17 protein-coding genes are annotated in these 19,876 nt (G+C 38.9%); 9 read left to right on the top strand and 8 right to left on the bottom strand.

The window, feature by feature from the left end:
* Positions 1–255: 255 nt before the first annotated feature.
* The 7 genes from Q4534_RS14880 (at position 256) to Q4534_RS14910 (ending at position 7,257) form a co-directional block, all read left to right on the top strand.
* Positions 256–1,257, top strand: coding sequence for a hypothetical protein (locus Q4534_RS14880; protein WP_303613940.1), 1,002 nt, complete (start codon positions 256–258; stop codon positions 1,255–1,257).
* Between the two features lie 474 nt (positions 1,258–1,731).
* A complete protein-coding gene (locus Q4534_RS14885; RefSeq protein ID WP_303613941.1) occupies positions 1,732–2,244 on the top strand; it encodes a Crp/Fnr family transcriptional regulator in 513 nt (170 codons plus the stop codon).
* 146 nt (positions 2,245–2,390) lie between these two features.
* Entirely contained in the window at positions 2,391–2,804 is a 414-nt protein-coding gene (locus tag Q4534_RS14890) for a RidA family protein (protein WP_303613942.1), read from the top strand.
* 6 nt (positions 2,805–2,810) lie between these two features.
* Positions 2,811–3,608 (top strand): type 1 glutamine amidotransferase domain-containing protein, encoded by a 798-nt coding sequence (locus Q4534_RS14895; RefSeq protein ID WP_303613943.1) that lies wholly within the window; start codon positions 2,811–2,813, stop codon positions 3,606–3,608.
* A gap of 401 nt (positions 3,609–4,009) precedes the next feature.
* On the top strand, positions 4,010–5,020 hold the full coding sequence (locus Q4534_RS14900) for a medium chain dehydrogenase/reductase family protein (protein WP_303613944.1): 1,011 nt from the start codon (positions 4,010–4,012) through the stop codon (positions 5,018–5,020).
* Between the two features lie 116 nt (positions 5,021–5,136).
* Positions 5,137–6,705 (top strand): hypothetical protein, encoded by a 1,569-nt coding sequence (locus Q4534_RS14905; protein WP_303613945.1) that lies wholly within the window; start codon positions 5,137–5,139, stop codon positions 6,703–6,705.
* 153 nt (positions 6,706–6,858) lie between these two features.
* A complete protein-coding gene (locus tag Q4534_RS14910) occupies positions 6,859–7,257 on the top strand; it encodes an OsmC family protein (RefSeq protein WP_303613946.1) in 399 nt (132 codons plus the stop codon).
* 94 nt (positions 7,258–7,351) lie between these two features.
* Here the strand turns inward: Q4534_RS14910 and Q4534_RS14915 are convergent, their stop codons facing one another.
* A complete protein-coding gene (locus Q4534_RS14915) occupies positions 7,352–7,981 on the bottom strand; it encodes a hypothetical protein (RefSeq protein WP_303613947.1) in 630 nt (209 codons plus the stop codon).
* 389 nt (positions 7,982–8,370) lie between these two features.
* Between Q4534_RS14915 and Q4534_RS14920 the strand changes: the two genes are divergently transcribed.
* Complete coding sequence (locus Q4534_RS14920; RefSeq protein WP_303613948.1) at positions 8,371–9,828, top strand: sialate O-acetylesterase; 1,458 nt, start codon at positions 8,371–8,373, stop codon at positions 9,826–9,828.
* Positions 9,829–9,910: 82 nt separating this feature from the next.
* Here Q4534_RS14920 and phnW read toward each other — a convergent pair whose 3' ends face one another.
* The 7 genes from phnW to Q4534_RS14955 all read right to left on the bottom strand — a co-directional run bounded on the left by phnW (position 9,911) and on the right by Q4534_RS14955 (position 18,357).
* A complete protein-coding gene (phnW, locus tag Q4534_RS14925) occupies positions 9,911–11,008 on the bottom strand; it encodes a 2-aminoethylphosphonate--pyruvate transaminase (RefSeq protein WP_303613949.1) in 1,098 nt (365 codons plus the stop codon).
* 359 nt (positions 11,009–11,367) lie between these two features.
* The gene (gene egtD, locus Q4534_RS14930; RefSeq protein WP_303613950.1) at positions 11,368–12,300 is read right to left on the bottom strand and encodes an L-histidine N(alpha)-methyltransferase; all 933 of its coding nucleotides are present in this window, start codon (positions 12,298–12,300) and stop codon (positions 11,368–11,370) included.
* Positions 12,297–13,487 (bottom strand): ergothioneine biosynthesis protein EgtB, encoded by a 1,191-nt coding sequence (egtB, locus tag Q4534_RS14935; RefSeq protein WP_303613951.1) that lies wholly within the window; start codon positions 13,485–13,487, stop codon positions 12,297–12,299. Before egtB ends, egtD begins: the two co-directional genes overlap by 4 nt.
* Before the next feature lie 112 nt (positions 13,488–13,599).
* Positions 13,600–14,181, bottom strand: a complete 582-nt coding sequence (locus Q4534_RS14940) for a RidA family protein (protein WP_303613952.1) — start codon at positions 14,179–14,181, stop codon at positions 13,600–13,602.
* Between the two features lie 46 nt (positions 14,182–14,227).
* Complete coding sequence (locus Q4534_RS14945; RefSeq protein ID WP_303613953.1) at positions 14,228–15,847, bottom strand: aminotransferase class V-fold PLP-dependent enzyme; 1,620 nt, start codon at positions 15,845–15,847, stop codon at positions 14,228–14,230.
* A 5-nt stretch (positions 15,848–15,852) separates the two neighbouring features.
* Positions 15,853–17,073, bottom strand: coding sequence for an amidohydrolase/deacetylase family metallohydrolase (locus Q4534_RS14950; protein WP_303613954.1), 1,221 nt, complete (start codon positions 17,071–17,073; stop codon positions 15,853–15,855).
* Positions 17,074–17,085: 12 nt separating this feature from the next.
* Positions 17,086–18,357 carry an amidohydrolase/deacetylase family metallohydrolase gene (locus Q4534_RS14955; protein WP_303613955.1) on the bottom strand — a complete coding sequence of 424 codons (1,272 nt, stop codon included), beginning with the start codon at positions 18,355–18,357 and terminating at the stop codon, positions 17,086–17,088.
* Positions 18,358–18,558: 201 nt separating this feature from the next.
* Between Q4534_RS14955 and Q4534_RS14960 the strand changes: the two genes are divergently transcribed.
* Positions 18,559–19,842, top strand: a complete 1,284-nt coding sequence (locus Q4534_RS14960; RefSeq protein WP_303613956.1) for an Nramp family divalent metal transporter — start codon at positions 18,559–18,561, stop codon at positions 19,840–19,842.
* Positions 19,843–19,876 lie beyond the last annotated feature (34 nt).

A 19,876-nucleotide genomic window follows, 5' to 3' on the forward strand; every position in this document is an offset into this window, starting at 1 on the left:
TTTAAGCATCAGGTTATAGGCCTTGCGTATGGGTTTTATCTTAAGCAACGGAGCATATTGACCCCCTAAAAAAAAGGTTTATTGCTCGTTTCTCTTTGGTATAACCCAAATCAATTTTTTTGTTCGCTTGATTTTGGATTTTAATCTTGGATCCATAAAAAATAAAATCAGTTGAATCCAATCGTCTTCTTTTTTACGTAGGTAGGTTTTCAAAGGTGATAAATACGCACTATTCTTTAACTAAAAAAAAATAAGATGAAAAATTCTAACCTATTTAAAGCTTTACTTAGCTTTTCTTTGCTCGCTTTTGTTTCATGTGAAGATGATGAAATGATGGATATTGATAAGCAGGGGGCTACCTTGTTTGTAACCAGCAATTCCAGTGGCGATATCAATACCTATGAGTTTGAAGAAGATGGAAGGGTGGAAATGAATATGCTTACTACGCTTTCTGCAGGAAATGAGGGCATTCATTACGATGAGGGTAATGATGACCTTATTGTGGCTTCTAGGAGTGCACTTCAAGTAAATGTATATGCTGATGTTTCCAGTGTTTTGATGAATCCCTCACTAGCTTTAAACTTGGGAGGTTCCAGTGCTGCAGATCTAATGAATCCAAGGGCCATGGCGGTAAACGGAAATACTGTGGTAATTGCTGACAATCAGCAAAATCAGTTTTTCGTCTATACAAAATCCGGCAGCAACTTGATGTTAAAGAATACTTTTGATATTGATTTTGCTGTCTGGGGAATTGAATTTATTGGTGACGACCTATTTGCAGTAGTAGATAAAACTGCTGACCTGGCAGTATTTACTAATTTTTCCTCAAACACTACCGATGGCATGCTTCAAGCCTCAAAAAGAGTTACTATTGAAGGAATTGTTCGTACGCATGGGCTGGCCTATGATGCGATGAAGGACATGATGGTGATGACGGATATCGGTGATGCTGCAAATACAGAAGATGATGGAGGATTTCATCTAATTGAAGATTTCAGCAACACCTTCAACAATACCTCGGATGGAGGAACTATCGGGATGTCTGCACAGACCAGAGTGGCAGGTGCTGCCACCATGATGGGTAACCCCATTGATGTGGCTTATGATACCAATTCCGGCACGGTTTATATTGCAGAGATTGGAAATGGTGGAGGTCGTGTGCTTGCTTTTTCTGATTATGGAAACGGAGGAAATGTATCTCCTTCATGGAATGTAGCCCTTAGTGGAGCCAGCTCTTTGTATTTGGCTACTGATTAATTTGGCGATAAATGCGAATGTTTATGGGTTGTTCTAAGCAGGCCATTCAGGCATTAGTAGCGATGAAAATTATGCTTTGTCCTAAGTAGGGCTTGTGAGGACTTTAAGGAAAAGAAGGACATTTTTAAATGTCCTTCTTTTTTTTGGAGCATATGGAATCCTAAAAATAGAAGGGTATTTTGCACCCTTTCCTATGGTAAATTTGATCTTTTTGCCTCTTAGATTTAGGCTAAAGCCCATTCCTATTGAGCAGGTATTTTTTAAATAGGGCATAGATGTTTTTCAAGATGCCTTAGATCTTCATTACCATAAAGCACAGGTGGCTAATCGTGGATAGGACAGCATCCATCAAATTCTTATTACCTTTATAGGAGCCTATTTACTGAGTCAGTAATAAATACCCAATTAAATTTGAAAGCGCTCTTAAATTTTCTTAACACAATTTCTCCAATTCAAGAAAACACTTGGAGTGAAGTGAAAAACCTTTTCACAGTATATTCATTAAAAAAAGGTGAGTTTTTTTTAAAAGAGGGTGAAGTAGCTACAAACTTTGGCTTTTTGAAGCAAGGTGTTGTTAGAGCCTTCTATCGTAATGATGATGGGGTAGAGTATAACAAACATTTCTTCACAGATAACAATATGATTGGTGGCTATTCTTCTCTGGTTACTCAACTTCCCAATACCATAAACCAGCAAGCCCTAACAGATTGTGTTATACTAATAGGGAACTATAAAAAATTAATTGATTTATTAGACCACCATCAAGACTTAGAAAGACTTTTGAGGAAAATTGCTGAACGCTACTTTGTTGATAAAGAAAAGCGGGAAGTAGAAATTGTTTTATTAGAAGCCAACAAGCGATATGCTATTTTTCAAAATGAATACCCCGACTTAGAACAAGTAATCCCCCAGTACCATATTGCTTCTTACCTTGGCATTACACCTACACAATTAAGTCGAATTAGAGCAAAAAAAAACAAGGGCTAGTTTTCTTTACATATGTAAATGAATGCTAACCTTAAGGGTATTTCCTTTGTGTCATAAAATAAGCACAGGGATAATAATTCCGTTTGCAATAATGTCAGTTTAAGTGTACGGAATCTTAAAGTCTTAATGCTAAAAAAAAAGATAGTATGACTCAAGAAAATAACAGGTTTATCAACCCAAAAAAATTATTTAATCCTAAGTACAACGGTTTTTCTCATATTGTTAAAGTTCCAGAAGGGAAAGAAATGTATTTTTTCTCAGGTCAATGGGCTTCAAATTTAGAGGGTAAATTGTTTTCAGAGAATTTTGAAGACCAGGTTAAACAGACTGTTTTGAATGTCAAAACTGCACTAGAATCAGTAGGCTTGTCAATAGATGATGTGGTTAAACAGACTGTTTATATTGTAGATTTTACAATTCAGAAAAAGCAAATGCTTATTGATGTAGGATCTAAAGAGTGGAGAGTTAAAAGTTTTCCTGCAAGTACAATTGTTCCTTTACCCTTATTGGCAACGGCTCCAAATTGCCAAATTGAAATAGAAATTATTGCTGCGAAATAGGCTATAATGAAAAATCTAACTTTAACAATAATGGTTGCAATGATTACTAACCTAACGCTTACGGCCCAAAACAAAAAAGTTCTTTTTGTTTTGAGTGCTGCAGACACTTTGGCGCTGGATAATGGACGAAAACTACGGCAAACCGGAGTTTTTTTAAATGAATTTTATTTGGCCTACAAATCTGTTACGGAGAATGGATATTTGGTTGAATTTGCTTCACCAAATGGTGTTGTCGCCACAATTGATGAAGAAAGTATTAACGATAAATATTGGGAAAATTCATTAGAAATTAGGAATGAAGCAGTAGCATTCATTAAAAATGATAATTCCTACCACAGCCCGATTACACTTGAAAATGCGCTTGAAAATAAAGATAATTATATAGGCTTAATTATTCCGGGTGGCCAAGGTTTAATGATTGATTTATTGGAAGATAATAATATTCCGATACTATTAAAGCACTTTGCTGTCGAGAAAAAGCCAACTGGACTTATTTGCCATGCCCCAAGCCTTATTTTGACAATTCCAGTTGAAGAAAACCCATACATTGGATTTAAAGTCAATGCTGTTTCACCTTTTGAAGAATTTGTCATTGAAAAATTTATAATGAAAGGGAAACCTAAAAATAGAAGAATAGCCAAGCAACTAAAGAGAGTAGGACTTAATTATAAAAGTGGTTGGCCAAAGGCTAACTATGCAATCAAGGATCGAAATTTAATTACAAGTCAGAATCCATTTTCAAGTAGTACTTTTAACACCCTTTATTTAGAGGCTTTAGCAGGATATATAGAAACGATAAAATAAACAGCTAAAAAGCCACTACACAATAGCTGAACATACTTCTATTTTGAAATAGCGCATCCTCCTTCGATAAGCTATTTTAAATGGAAGTTACAAACCTGCAAAAGGATACCTTAATAACCAGTCGATAGTTTATACATTTAGAGGCATAGGCTGTTATAAAATCTAACCATCCTACAAAGGAGACTGCCAACCTGGTTAGCGAAACTTTATTAATTTGTTACCAATGTGGACTTAAAACAATTGAGCCCAAAAATTACTATCTTAGACGGGAATGCAAAGTAATTTTCACAAGCACTAACAAATGATGTTAGCTCAAAATGCTTAAGGGCCGGAATCTTCAAACCCTCGAGAAATGATTAAATTCCATACATTACAAGTAATGAAATTGAATTCGATAGTCAATGGGATATAAGAAAGTTGTAATCACAGCGTTTGGAGGGCCTGAGGTTCTCAAACTAAGTTCAGAAGCTGAATTGCCTGAACCTTCTAAAGGGAAGGTGCGAATAAAGGGCTTATTTACAAGTGCTGCATTTACCGATACGCTTATTAGAAGGGGGATTTATTTGGGCGTTAAAAACAAGCCTCCTTTTTCACCGGGATATGATCTCATTGGCACGATAGATAAAATAGGGGAAGATGTTGCTCACTTAAAAAAAGGACAAAAAGTTGCTGCTCTTACGGTCATTGGTGCTTATTCGGAATACATTTGTTTGGATGCAAATGCTCTTGTTCCAGTACCTGATGGATTAGACGACAGTGAAAGTGTAAGTTTAATTCTTAGCTACCTTACTGCTTATCAAATGCTTTATCGTTCTGCGAAAATTAAACCCGGGCAAACCATTTTAATACACGCTTGTGCCGGTGCTGTAGGCATTGCCATGTTACAACTTGGAAAATTACTGAACCTTAAAATGTATGGAACTGCTTCTAAAGCAAAACACCATTTTATTGAGAAATATGGTGCAATACCCATTGATTACAAAAATGAAGATTTTGTAAAGCGAATAAAAATGAGCGAACCGGAAGGGATTGACGCTGTATTCGATCCCATAGGCGGAAGCTATTTCCCCAGATCACTGAAAGTCCTAAAAAAAAGCGGAACCCTTGTAGGCTTTGGCTACCAAAATTCGGCCGGTGGAAATGGTGGGAATGTTGTTTTAGATTACTTTAAAATCCTATTTTGGAATTTATTACCAACTAAGCCATCTGCCAATTTCTACATCATTAGTTCTTGGCACAAAGAACATATTGATTGGTTCAAAGAAGATTTAGGTCAGCTTTTTAAGTTGCTATCCGAAGGGAAAATTAAGCCTGAAATAGCGAAAATCATGGATTTGAGCGAAGCATCAGAAGCACACCGTTTGGTGGAAGAAGCAAAGATTGAGGGGAAAATTGTTCTAAGCTTGAAATAGGAGCTATTGGCATCATCGATTACCTGAAAATTGCAAAAGATTCACTTCTTATTATTATCTTTATAGGTATTATTTAAGTAGGCCATTTGCGGCCACATTACATGATATAATCTTTTATGAAAAATAACTTACTACTTTTTATTTTTTTGTTATTAGCCTTTCCTTCTATGGCTCAAAAAGGCAATAACTATTCTATCAGTCTTTATGATGCGTTTAAAACAGGAGAAAGAGAAATTCCTGAGCAGTATGTAGGGAGCAATGAGAAGGGGCATTATTTCTTGTACTCCGAAGGGAAATTTGGAAATGGTTTGTCTTCATTAGTCAAGTTCAATAATGATTTTCAACCAACAACAGAAGCTATCCAATTGACCAATTTTGATGAAAAAGAAGGGGTGAGTGAAGTGTCATTAGGAATCATTGAACGAGGTGACAAGCTTTTGAATATTACATCTAAATCGACAAAGACTTATCGCAAATATTTTGCTAAGACCATTGATCTTAATGGCTTCCAAATCACTTCGGAAAAGGAAATTCTAAACCTTTCGATTGAAGGGGTCAACATGAAAAAAACCTATGTGTCATTTGTTCTTGCAACAGATAGCAGCGCTGTCGGCCTGTTCTACACCATTCCCACTAAGCCGAAAGAATTTAGAAAGTATGGCTTAATTGTTTTTGACAATGACTTTAATAAGATTGATGCGTTTACTTATCAGTTCCCTTTTAGCAAAAATGAATTTGTAATTATGGGCGGAACCCTTCTCAACAAGAAAGAAATGATATTATTGACCGCTGATTTAAGTCAGGTACCTTTAAGCCCCAATAGTAAAAAAATACCTGACTATGGTTATAAAATTGTTCAATTGAATCAAGGGAATTCAAAAACTATTGGGGAAGTCCCAAATGATAATAAATGGTTAAATAGCCTTGGACTACGTATTGATGGATCAATAATTAAGCTGGTAGGTCTATATTCAAATGTGGGTAGGTATGATGCTCATGGAACATTTTTTCATCAGATTGATCAATCAAATCCAGGGGAAACCATTCATCAACTAGAACCCTTCGATCAAGAACTTCTGGATCAACATTCAGAAATTACTAACCTTGAAAATTTATCCAAGAAGAGAATTAGGAAGCATAGCGAATTGGCTAATTACATTCCCAAAAGTATTATGAATTACGATGATGGCGCTATACTTATGGTTGCAGAGGAAACGTTTAACTTATCTCAATACATCACAACTTATTATAGCCAAAACCTACTTGCAATTCATTTTGACAAAGAAGGAAATCGGAAATGGACAAGAATGATCAAAAAAGATAACTCTAAAAATAACACCTGGATTTATTCGAGTTATTTGGTGCTAAAGGATTCAACAGATTTTCATCTGATATACAATGGAAATAGAAAAAATCTACAAAAGGATCATTTAGTAAGGAATAATGCCTTTATCAATGAAGAAGATGAATCGGTTGTTGTTGCGACAATTAGCAAAGAAGGTAATGTAAGTCAAAAGGTGGTGACAAATTTTTTGCAAACCCAAGGTTTTAGAATAAGACCCAAGCTTAGCTCGAAACTCAATGAAAATGAGGTTTTGTTGTTCTCACAAAAACCTTCAAACGTAAAGAATCAACGTTTCATTTTGCTTAAACTAAAAAAGGATATGCCACCTATAAGTGATTAGTTTAACCAAGAAAATGATACTTGAACAATTTGTAGCTATCGCATTCCTTATAAAATTTTTTATTTCAGGTATGGCTGAGAGCTATAAATGTGCTGATAGTTTTACTTATTATTTCTAATTTTATAAGGATTAAGGTTAAAAAATAAAGCAAACATGGAATATCGAATCAAAGCTTCTTCACAATCAAAACAAGATGCAATTATTCACATCAAGACATCGAATATAGAATTTGGCACTACCCCTAATTCCGCTGAAACCTTACCTAATCCTGCCGAATTATTCCTGGGTTCTTTTGCTTCTTGCGCTTTAAAAAATGTAGAGCGCTTTTCTGGTATTTTGAAGTTTGACTATACCAAAGCTACCATTGAAGTCAGTGCGACGCGCCTTGAAAATCCCCCAAGAATGGATAATATAAATTACCATTTGACCGTCTACAGTGAGGACCAAAACCTTAACCCTGACTTACTGAAAAAGAACATTGAAAAGTTCGGTACCATATACAACACAGTAAAGATGGCTTGTTCCATTTCTGGTACCATTAACAAGGTCTAATTTATCGGTTGGAGCCAATATTTTAAGCACCTTTTTCTTATAAGTTGATTTCTTGATGGATAGGTGCTAGCAAATAACAATTTGATTTGGCTTGTTAAAATTTGGAAGCAATGCCAATATTAAAATTGCCCATAGGCCCATAACCTCCTTCAAAAAAGAAGCCTAAATTAGGGAGAGGGTAAAAACCTACACCGCTCAATAATCCTGCAGAATAATTAAGGTCTTCATCTGTTCGATATAACATGTAGTTAATTTGATCTTCAGGCAAATGACCACTAGACCTGTCAAACTTATCCTTTACGGAGTTTAATGTTACACTTGCATAATACCTCACATAAACGTCCCATTTCTCCGGCTTAAGATTAAGTTGTAATTGATCACTCAAGAATGAGGTAAGATGTACCGTAGCTCTTAATCCTAGAGGAATAAAATTTTGATCATAGTTTAAACTTTTACTGTTTGAATCAAATACTGATAAAAAAGAATATTGCCTCTTTTGATACCCAACAAATACCCCGGTACTTATAAATTTACCAATACCATAATCAAAAAATATTTCCTTATAGAGGCTATTGTTACCTTGTAAATACTTTGTATTATTTAAGGCAGTCCCTAACCCAATTGATTTTCTTCCCTTTACTGAATAAGGCTTATCACTCTGTTGGGCAAATACAGTTATTCCGGTAACTATAAATATGGCTGCTGCTAATGCTACTTTTTTCATAACCAATAGTTTAATTTGAGCTTCTTTTACCAAGGAAAACTGAATTGAGGAGAGCAATGATTGTTCTGAACTAATTTTAAAAGTATTAAAAAAGAAACTTAGTTCAAAATAATGTGAAGGCTTTTAAAATTGAGCTTTAGCCCATTAGTAAATGAGTTTCGATAAGGTGAAAGTAGAGAAAAAAACAGCATTCAATTTTTTATATGAAGCAAAGGGGCAAGGAGAACCCATCGATAATTAGCAATGTTTTTTTTATCGGCTCCTTTTTATCACCTTGAATTGTGCTTTAATAAAAAACCCGGCTTGCCTAATGGGCTTTGATGAATGATTTTTAGCTCAAAAATCGTATATTATCAAATCTTTTTTTAAAATAACCAAATCCAAATCTAATGAGAAGAATTGTATTATTTGCTGCATTGTTCCTGATTCTTTTTCAGGTAAAAGCAGAATTAAAATTGCCTAAGGTTTTTGCAGACCATATGGTACTTCAGCGCGGTCAGGAAATACCTGTATGGGGAGAAGCCGATCCCAAACAATGGGTGAATGTGACCTTTCAGGGGAAAAAATACCGAGTAAAAGCTGACAAGGAAGGTAAGTGGATGCTGAAGATGGATGCCTTTCCCAAGGGTGGCCCTTATATCCTATCCATCAATACCAAAAAAGAATCCAAGGTGTTGGAAAACGTAATGATGGGAGATGTGTGGCTTCTGGGTGGTCAATCCAATATGGAGTGGGCCTTGAAAAGGACAAATAATGGAGAAGACAGTATCAAAACTGCCAACCACCCCAATATCCGTCTTTTCGAAGTAGGTAGAAACCTTAGTTTGGAAGAAATTGAGGAAGTGCCGGAAGCCAAATGGTCCATTTGTTCTCCAGAGTCAGTGGCCAATTTTTCAGCCATTGGTTATTATTTCGCCAGAAGAATCGAATCAGACATGGATGTGGCCGTTGGCCTATTGGACATCAACTGGGGAGGAACACTTTCTGAAGCTTGGACCAGTGCCGATGCGTTATTGACCCATGCGGATTTCAAAGAAAGAGTAACTAAAAATCAGATGGAAGGACCTAAGGATTTTTCTGATCCGGATCTAAAGGAAAAAAGTCCAAACAGCTGGCCTACGAGTTTGTTTTATGGAATGCTTGAGCCTATTATCCCTTTTGCTATTAAAGGGGCTCTTTGGTATCAAGGTGAATCCAATGCATCACGGGCTTACCAGTACAGGGAGATTTTCCCTTTAATGATTGAAGACTGGAGAGCGCAATGGGGACAAGGTGACTTCCCCTTTCTTTGGGTGCAATTGGCCAATTTCAGGCAGCCTAAGGCTGAGCCGGTGGATAGTGACTGGGCAGAGTTAAGGGAAGCACAGACCATGACTTTGTCTCTTCCCAATACAGCTCAGGCAGTAATTATAGACAAAGGAGAAGCTGATGACATTCACCCGAGAGACAAATGGACAGTGGCGGAACGCTTGGCCAAAGGGGCAAAGAAAATCGCCTACGGTATGGATGTGGTCTATAGTGGGCCTACGTTTAAATCTATGGAAATTCAGGGAAACCAGATACGTATAAGCTTTGACCATATAGGATCCGGTTTAATGATTAATGACAAATACGGTTATGTGAAAGGTTTTGCTGTTGCCGGTGCAGACAAGAAATTCCACTGGGTTACTGGAAAACAGGATGGTGATCAAATTGTCTTGGAGACAGGAGACATCAAAAACCCTGTAGCTGTAAGGTATGGCTGGGCTGATAATCCAGATGACGTAAATGTATACAATAAAGAAGGGCTTCCTGCCAACCCATTCAGAACGGATGATTGGGAAGGAATCACTTATGGTAAAAGATAAGCTTGCTCAATAAATAAAAAACCTCCGGATTGTTGGGCAATTATTAGCCAATATATCTGGAGGTTTTTTTATGTATAAAACATTACCAAAATTTGATTTTTTCTATGGCAGCGATTAGCCGCTGTATGTCTTCTGGAAAGACGTGACCAATATGGCCAATCCTGAAAGTTGCTGCTTTGGATACCTTTCCGGGATAAATCACAAAACCCTCAGCCTTGAGCAAATGGTAAAGTTTGTCAAAAGAGAAGTCAGGGCTTGAAGGCTCATGAAAAGCTGTAATGATAGGCGACTGGTCTTCCTCAGAAAGGAAAGCTTCAATGCCCAGTTTTTTCATTCCCGATACCAAAGTGCGGTGATTGCTAACATACCTTTTATACCTGGCAGCGATGCTGCCCTCTTGTTTTAATTCCTCTAGTGCCTGCAAAAATGCCCTGACCGTATGGGTGGGAGAAGTAAATCGCCATTTTCCTGGGTCATTTTCCATGGCTTCCCATTGGTCGTAGAGATCCAAGGAATGGCTTTTTGAGTTGCCTTTGCATGCTTTAAGCACTTCTTTTCGGGCAATGATAAAACCAAAGCCGGGCACCCCTTGTATGCATTTATTGGCACTGCTTATCAGAAAATCAATTTTTGGTGAGCGTATGTCTAGGGGAACCCCTCCAAAACTACTCATGGCATCCAAAATAAAACATTTATTGTATTTTTCTGCGAGCTTAGCAATGGGCGCATAATTGTTTAACATCCCTGTAGTGGTCTCGCTATGGACCATACCGATATGACTAATGTCGGGATTTTGCTTCAACAGCTCCTCAACTTTTTCCGGGCTTGCCTGCTCATTCTCTTTCAAGTCCAGTAATTCCAAGTTGATTCCCATAAGCGAAACGATTTTAGCCATTCGTTTGCCATAGGCACCATTGGAAAGCACCAGAATTTTATCCTCCGGTTTCAAACAAGTCCACAGGACAGCTTCTACGGAAAAGGTACCGCTTCCCTGCATCAAAACCGTGCTGTATTCATTTCCTCCATTGCTTAAAGCAAGTAAGGAACTGCGAATATCTTGTACAATGCTTTTGTAATCTTCATCCCATGTGCACCAGTCACGGTTCATGGCTTCCCTAACTGTTTTACTTGTACTCAAAGGGCCGGGTGTAAGCAGCAGGTAAGGGTTTTCTGGAATCATATTATTTTCTTGAGGTTGATTATACAATCAAATATAATTGTTTCTGAATTTGATTCTTGATTACAAAGTATTTTAACCCATAAAATGCAATAGACAATCTATTACCTGCTGAAATCATTTCAAAACCAGTCCCTTCGTTGCTGTTTTCAATTTCACATGGCAACCCTATGCTAAAATCTACAAACAGCCTGAATTTCTTGTGATTATAACACTCCCTGAGAAAAATCGGGACAAACAATACGTATACTATTACTAAATCGAAGTTAAATAAGCGCATGCTATCAGTCTCCGTGCAAAAGTTTTGCAAGGTTTGATTCACCCGGAGATTTTCATGCTTTTGTGTGCCTTTACCTTCGATTTTAATACTTAAATAGGCTAAGGCTAAAATAGCTTTTGCTGTCCTGGAAATGATAGTCAGAACTGAAACCTGATTTTTCCCGCAATTCAATTAAATCCCTAAGGCCATATTTTTGTGAAATTTCCATATGGATGGGTTCGTTATTTTCAAAGGTTATGCTTTGCCCGGCCACTTGAATCGTTTGATTGGCTTTACTAATTAAGAAGCTCTTGGTGGTTCCGCTTTGGGGATCGTAACTGGCATAATGATCAAAGTTCTCAGGAATAAAGTTTCCCTTCAATTCCTTATTGATTCGGTGTAAAAGGTTAAGGTTGAATCTTTTCGTCACTCCCTCAGGGTCATCATAAGCTTTTAGGATTGTCTGGGGATGCTTTTTTAAATCTGCTCCAAGTAAGAAAAAATCACCATCAGTCAGGAAGCTTCTTACAAACTTCAAAAATTCTACAGCTTTTTGTCCTTCAAAATTGCCGATATTGCTCCCCATAAAAAGTACAATTTTTGGATTCTTTCGGGGTTTAATTTTTTCAAGGGTTTCAAAATAATCACCGGCGATGGGTATAATGTTCAATTCAGGAAACTTGCTGCCAATGACTTTCTTATTGTAATCAAGGATATCCGGAGAAATATCAAGAGGTAAATAATTAACCGTCTTTCCGGAATTTAGCAGAGCTTCAAGGAATAAGGTTGTTTTGGTCCCATCGCCCGCACCTAATTCTACTATATCATAAGTGCTATTTGGAAGTAGGGCTATGATTTCATGACTCCTGTCACGTAATATTTCCGTTTCGCATTTGGGCAGGTAGTAACTGTCCATCTGCATGATTTCCTGAAATATGGAGGATCCTTTTTCATCATAAAAATACTTAGAGAAAAGTCGTTTGGGCTGTGAATTCAGACCTTTGAGGATGTCTTTTTCGAAGCTGTTGTTTATCATAGGGATTGTGCAAGTCTAATTCCTGAAAAAATCCATTGGGATGGAGGAGCAAAGAAGTTTCTGTAGGTTTTACTGCTGTGGTTTTCGGCAGTAGCTACAGAAGCGCCCCTGAGTACTTGTTGGTTTACCATAAATTTTCCATTGTATTCCCCTAAGGCTCCCGGAGCTTTTTGGAAACCGGGGTAAGGCAAGTAGGCGCTCGAAGTCCATTCCCACAGTTGCCCCCAGGTAAACTGATCTGCAGCAGCCTCCCATTCAAACTCTGTGGGTAACCTCATGCCTTTCCATTCCGCAAAAGCAAAGGCTTCATAATAACTTACATGCTGAACCGGCAAATCCGGATTGATCTCTTTTAATCCTCCTAAGGTATAAACTTGCCACTTGTCTTTTACCTTGTGCCAATAAAGCGGGGCCTTGATTGCATTATTGCAGATATGCTCCCAACCATCTGAATGCCAAAGATTAAAGTTTGAATAGGCTCCTGACTCGATAAATTCAATAAACTCCCCATTGGTTACCAACTTGTTTGAAATCTTATATGGGGCCAGGTAAACTTTATGTTTTCCCAATTCATTGTCATAAGAAAACCCATCCCCCGAAAAACCTATGGACTTGATGCCTTCCTCAATTTCTATCCAGTCTAAGGGTTTGTTTTCGGGTTCATTTTTAAAACGGTCTCCATACACCGGAAAGGTGGGTTGATTGCCCAAGATATATTTGATGTCATAGACCAGTAACTCCTGATGTTGTTGTTCATGGTTGATTCCAAGTTCGATGATCGCTAACATTTGACGGTCAGGATTGCCATCATTTATAAGCTCTTTGACTGCATTGGTCACATATGCTCTATAAGCCATCACTTCCGTTACGGGTGGTCGGCTCATCAATCCTCTGTTGGGGCGCAATATTCTATCTCCTGCATTGTTGTAGTAGCTATTGAATAGATAGGCGAAATCCTTATCGTATATCTTATAAGTGGGACAGAAAGGAACGAGTAAAAACTGTTCAAAAAACCAAGTACTGTGGGCAAGGTGCCACTTCGGAGGAGAAACTTCCGCTATGGGTTGGGGGACATAATCTTCTACTTCAAGTGGGGCGCAAATCTCCTCTGTTTGAAAACGACAGTCTATAAATCTATCCAAAAGTACGGTGGGATTGCATACTGCTTGCTCTAAATTCCCTTTCATGAAAATTATTTTTAGTTGGGTTAATGTTTTTAACAAATAAAAATGGGGATGGTTTTCACCATCCCCAAGTTTAAGCAATTATCGCGCTAATTTTTAAATAATCGACTGATTATTATTCGTAAAGCTCTACAATCATTTCTATTTCAACCGAAATATTGGAAGGCAAGGAGCCCATTCCAATAGCTGCTCTGGCATGCTTCCCTTTTTCGCCAAATACTTCTACCATCAAATCCGAAAAGCCATTAATGACTTGAGAATGTTGGGTAAAAGATGGGTCTGCATTGACCATGCCTTTGGCTCGAACAATGTTTTTCACCCTGTTTAAGTCTCCAATTTCTGCTTTTAAGGAAGAAAGTAGGGAAATACCTGCAAAACGGGCGGCTTCTATTCCTTCTTCCAAGCTAATTTCACTCCCTAATTTGCCAATTACTTGTGTACCATCAGGTCTGTCAGGACCGGTACCGGCCAAGTAAACCACATTACCCATGGTTTTAGCTTTGAGGTAGTTGGCTGTAGGTGGTTTAGGTGTAATTAATTCAATTCCCAGATCTTTGATCCTTTGTTCGGCATCTACACCATCCGTTTTTTGTTCTGTTGCGGCCTCTTTTTTCTCTCCCTTATCGTTTGCTGGTGGTCCACCACATCCGGCAAGACTTAAGAAAGGAATCAACAGTATTAGAGCAAATTTTCTCATTGTATGATTAATTTTTTGTTAGATTTTTCCTTTTAGTCAAAACAAATCAAGTTGCCAATGGAGGTCCACCGGGAACGGTAATTTGCTGCTTGCGTTTTTTGGATTCCCATTTTTTGGCGGTGAAGTTTGCCGTCAAATATTCGCCCATAAAAACTTCTCCGGACCATTCTCCGTTTTTTAATTTACCGGTAAACATATAAACAACGGAATCTCCGGGTTTTCTGAAATGGCTTCTGATTTTAATGGTATCTCCTTCGATGGTACCATATACATCTTGCTCTGCAAAGTCACTCTTGTGTGTTCCATTCAGCCAGTTGCCGTCTTGCTCCAATATCATATGGTGGGTGCTCTCGCTGCTAAAGAAAGACATGTTGATGTCCCATCTTCCGGCAATATTTCCGGCTGGTGCTGCCAAAGAAGTATCAGGCGAAGGTCGTTTTTCAGCCAGTGTAGCATGAAGTCGTTTGGCCACTACTTTTGCTTCACCTTCTTGCATTTGACTTGGGGTAACATTGATAGAAGTCATGCCATCTTTGCCGCCACTACCTATAGCAATTCTTGGTTCAGACCTACCGAAAAGTTCAGCAACTTCTGCACCTGTAATGTTGAATTGTTTTGGATCCCAGCTAATGACTAAATTAGGGGCCCTGTTGTTGAGTCCATCGGGAAGGTTGATTTTATGGCTTACACCTTTTAATTTGGTCGCTTTATCCGCAATTAGATTTAAATATTCCATCCATTTATCCCATTCTGCTTCATGGTCTCTGGTGGTCCATGCTTCTACTGCTGCCAGCATTCCGAGCATTTCCTCTTTACCTACTTTATTGTCTCTTCCCGGTCCATGGTGAGGGGAGCTAGCCTGCCAAGCAGAAAGCATAAGGTCTTTTCTACCCAACAAAAGTCCGGCACACTGAGGGCCACACATGGCTTTTCCACCACTATAGGCTACCATGTCTGCTCCACGTTCAAAATGAACTACAGGTATACTAAGATTTTCAGCAGCGGCATCCACCATAATAGGGATGTCTTGTTTTTTTGCTACTTCGGCAATGGCTTCCACTGACATAGGCTGTCCGGTAGCAGAACTTCTATTTGCCAGCAAATAGATCATGGCAGTTTTAGGATTAATGGCTTTTTCCAAAGCTTCCATACTGTCCACTTCTACTACAGTAATTCCAATATTTCTTACCGCATGGTCATAGACATTTCTGGAATGCCTAGGGATAATTACTTCTGTTTTGTCAAGTCCTGATAAGTCAGGAATTCTAAGTAATTTTTCAGGATTACCTCCTGTAACACAAGCAGCAGTACCGTGCTTCATCGCAGCCGCACAACCAGCCGTGACGATCCCAAATTCCGCTTTGGTGATTTCTGAAAGTCTTTCACCGATGGCAAAGGCTAACTCGTCATATTGAACGAAGTTTTTAGAGGCTGCAGCCATGGCAGCATGCACTTCCGGCCTTTCGATGGATCCACCAATAATGGTGAAAGTACCTCGGCAATTGATAATTGGAACTACTCCAATAGACTTATAAATATCTTTATCAAGGGCAAGCGGCCCCTTGGCAACATTTTTATCCGGTGAAGCCATGAGTGGCGACATACTCATCAGACCTCCTCCAACGGGAAGGATGGCCAGGTTTTTTAACATTTCTCTTCTATCCATAATTTTTAGTGGTATTGATTTGCTGCCAATCCGTTAAGATCGTAAACTATTTTTCCGTCCTTCATGGTCAACTCTGTTTCTAATTTAATTTTACCTTCAATTTTATTTTTTCCTGCATCTATAAATCCAAAATCACCTTTGTGAAGTCTTGACAAAGTAAGATCCGCAACAGCTCCTACCGTCAGGTGGCCTAGATCTTCTCTTTGAATGGCTTGTGCAGTTTTCCAAGTTGCAGTTGCTATGACATCTTCCACCGGCATTCCAATATTGATAAATTTTGACATTATATTAAGCATGTTCTTCATGCCACTGTTCATACTGAACCGATGTAAATCTGTTCCAAAAGATGTTGGTGCCAAACCCTGGCGAAAGGCAGGTATGGCTTGGCTGAACCAAAAGCCGGCACCTCCATGGCCAACATCAAAATTAATCCCACTTGCATAGGCGGCCTTGACAAAGGGATGTAAGCTACCTGCTGAATCAATGATTGGCAGTCGCTCATCTATTTCTTCAAAACTATGGGTAATAATGTCACCGGGTCTCATTTTGTTCAGCTGATCTGCCAGAGAGTATTCCGGTAAGTGACATTCTACAAGCAAAGGTTTGCCTGCTTTTTCTGAGGCCTTCAAGGCATTTTCAAAGGGTAGCCAATCTTTGCCCGTATAGTGGCCAATTTTTACACCTACCAAAATATCAGGATATTTTTTTAGGGTTTCATAGGCCTTCGCTACCTGCATATCAGATAAATTTTCCTGGCTTTCATTTCCACTCATTCCCACACCCACTATATTCAAAAATGCCAAGACCCTTGTTTTAGAAGCATCAATGACATTGGTTTTGAATGTTTCAAAATTTCTCCAACCTGAAGTACCTGCATCCACTACAGTAGTGACCCCTGAACGAAAACTAAAATCATCAGGTGATACACTGTTGAACCCATCCGCGAAAGTGCGGCTTTTACTTCCTACAAATACATGTGTATGGGGGTCAATTAAGCCGGGGCTAAGGATTAAGCCTGAAGCATCAATTACTTTTTTGGTATTGGTACCGGGAAGGTTTCTAGCTACAACGGCTATTTTTCCATCCAATACTGCAATATCCATGGTGTCTTGTATCTCATTCTTTGCGTCAATTAGATAGGCACCTTTTATTAGGTAGTCGTATTCCTGTCCGATTCCTTGCAAGCAATAAGCGATACAAAGGCATATGGTAAATAAAAGCCTCATTTTGTTTTTATACTATTTAAACTCAGACTCCCAATAGGGTACACTTAGTCCATTCAAGTCCCAAACCACCTTGCCGGAGCGAATGGTCATTTCCGTTTCCAGTCTCCTGTCTCCGTCTATTTTGGTTCTTCTGATATCCAAAAATCCAAAATCTCCTTTTCTAAGGGTAAATACAGCAATGTCAGCTTCAGCTCCCACGTCCAAATGGCCAAGATCTTTTCTGTTGATTACCTGTGCAGGGTTCCATGTGGCCCTAAGCACAACTTCTTCCATGGTCAATCCCATGTTCATAAATTTTGAAAGCAGATTGGCCATGTCCTTAAAGCCACTGTTCATGCTTTGGCTGTGCAAATCTGAGCTTATCACATTGGGGAGAAAGCCTTGCTGGATAGCAGGAATGGCTTGGCGAAAGGAAAATGCGCCACCTCCATGTCCTACGTCGAAATTTATTCCTCTTTTTTGTGCCTCAAAGACAAAAGGTTTGACTTTGAGCGCTTCGTCCACAATTGTTTCCCTGTTTTTAGGGCCATAAGAAAAGGTGTGGGTGAAAATATCACCGGGCCTTAAATGCTCCATAAACAGTGATTCTATTGAATTTGGTGGCTGGTGCTCTCCAAAATCTACCATGACAGGAACATCAGCCAATTTTCCGGCAGTTACTGCCAAGTCCACTTGTGTGAAGTCTCCCCAATAATGCGCTGATTTGATCCCAACCAAGATGTCCGGAAACATCTTTTTGATCATATTGGCTGTCATGGTGGGGTTCATGTCTGTTACATCTTGTTCTTCAAGTCGGCCGTACATGCCTGTACCCACTATATTTAATAGTGCCAAAACTCTGGTTTTGGATTGGTCTATGGTTTGTTTTTTAAACTGGCGAAAATTTCTCCAGCCTGAAGAACCGGCATCGACAACTGTGGTCACCCCGGACCTGAAAGTAAAACCATCAGGGGGTAGACTGGTCAAAGCATTGGCAATATAGGATTCTGTATCTGCTCCATTAAAAACATGAACATGCATGTCGATTAAACCCGGAGTCACATAATAACCTTCGAGGTCTATGGTTTTTTTAGCGGTATTTTCTGAGATGTTTTTGGCTACCTTAACAATTAGCTTTCCACTGATGCCTATATCGTAGGGCTCGTTGATTCCATTTTTGGGGTCGATGACATGCCCCCCTTTTAGCAATAAATCGATTTCCTGGGATTGTGCCTTGAAACTCAGAAACAGGCCTACAATGAGGAAAAAGGTAAAATTTTTATTAAATATTTTTGTCAAGGACATGGGAGTGATTGAGAATATAGCACTTGTTGCACAAAGGAAAATGGGTCTATCCTTAAAAGAGGATCGGAAATATTGCAAAAAAAATTGTGTAAACAAAGCCATATTTTATTAAAATTTAATCTATCTAATGTAATCTCTTTTTATTCAAAATAAAAATATCCAAATTAACAGGTCATTTAAATTTACCCAAAAGCAGTTAGGATGGAACAAGAAAGTAAAACAAGCGGCAGCAATATTTTTCAGAAGATTTGGTTGTGGATGCTGGGGATAGGACCCGGTATTTTTTGTATAGGATATACCATAGGCACCGGAAGTGTTACTTCCATGGCCAAGGCCGGAAGTGAATTTGGTATGCAGTTGTTATGGGTGCTGGTGTTGAGCTGTGTTTTTGCTTGGGTACTGATGGAAGCCTATGGAAGGTATGCCGTAGTGACCGGGCAGACATCCATTTACAGTTTCAAGACCAAATTAAAAGGGGGAAAGTTAATTTCTTTTTTGGTTGTAGGAGGAATAATTCTTGCACAATGGAATTCCTTATCTGGTATATTAGGACTGAGTGCCAATGCCATTTATGAAATGGTCACGCTATTTTTTCCGGGAATTGGAGCAGGGAATGGTTATTGGATTATTTTGGGGATTGCTATCGCATTGATTCTAATCATGTATGCCTTACTTTGGGTAGGTCAATATTCGTTTTTTGAAAAAGTGTTGGTGGTATTCGTGACCATTATGGGCGTATCTTTTATTATTTCCATGTTTGTGGTTTTACCTGATCCGGGTGAGATGGCCAAAGGTTTGATACCAAGCGTCCCTCAAGTAGCCGGCGGCAAATTGCTGGTTGCCGCATTTGTAGGTACCACCATGGCAGCACCTACTTTCGTAGTGAGACCCCTATTGATGAAAGGTAAAGGATGGGGCCCGGCCAATACCAAGGACCAGTCTAAAGATGCCTTAACAGGAGCAGTGTTAATGTTAATAATTAATTTGTCCATTATGGCCGCCGCTACCGGTGCTTTACATGCAGAAGGGAAGACCATTGATAAGGTGATGGATATGGTTTATTTATTGGAGCCTGTGGCAGGGAAGTTTGCCGTAGCTTTATTTATGACCGGAGCTTTAAGCGCAGGGTTATCTTCAGTTTTTCCTATACTTATGGTTGCCCCACTTTTAGTCGCAGATTATAAAGAAGGGGAATTGGATACCAATTCAGTTCGCTTTAAAGTATTGACCGGTGTGGCTTGTATTGTAGGGCTAACAGTACCCATTCTAGGGGCCAACCCAATCTTTGCTCAGATTTTAACCCAGGTGGCGGCTGTCTTTGTTTTGCCTCTGGTGATTGCCTGTATCATGTACTTGGTCAATCAAAAAGCTATGATGGGGGAGCATAAAGCCGGTTTATTATTGAATATAGGTCTGACTGCGGCTTTTGTCTTTGCCTGTATCATCTCTTATACCGGTGCGCTGGCCTTGATTGAGTTGTTGTAGGCAAGGGGGCAAGTATTTTGTTTTAAAATTTACA

It is taken from the genome of Cyclobacterium sp. 1_MG-2023 (genome assembly GCF_030546805.1).
Taxonomy (GTDB): Bacteria; Bacteroidota; Bacteroidia; order Cytophagales; family Cyclobacteriaceae; genus Cyclobacterium.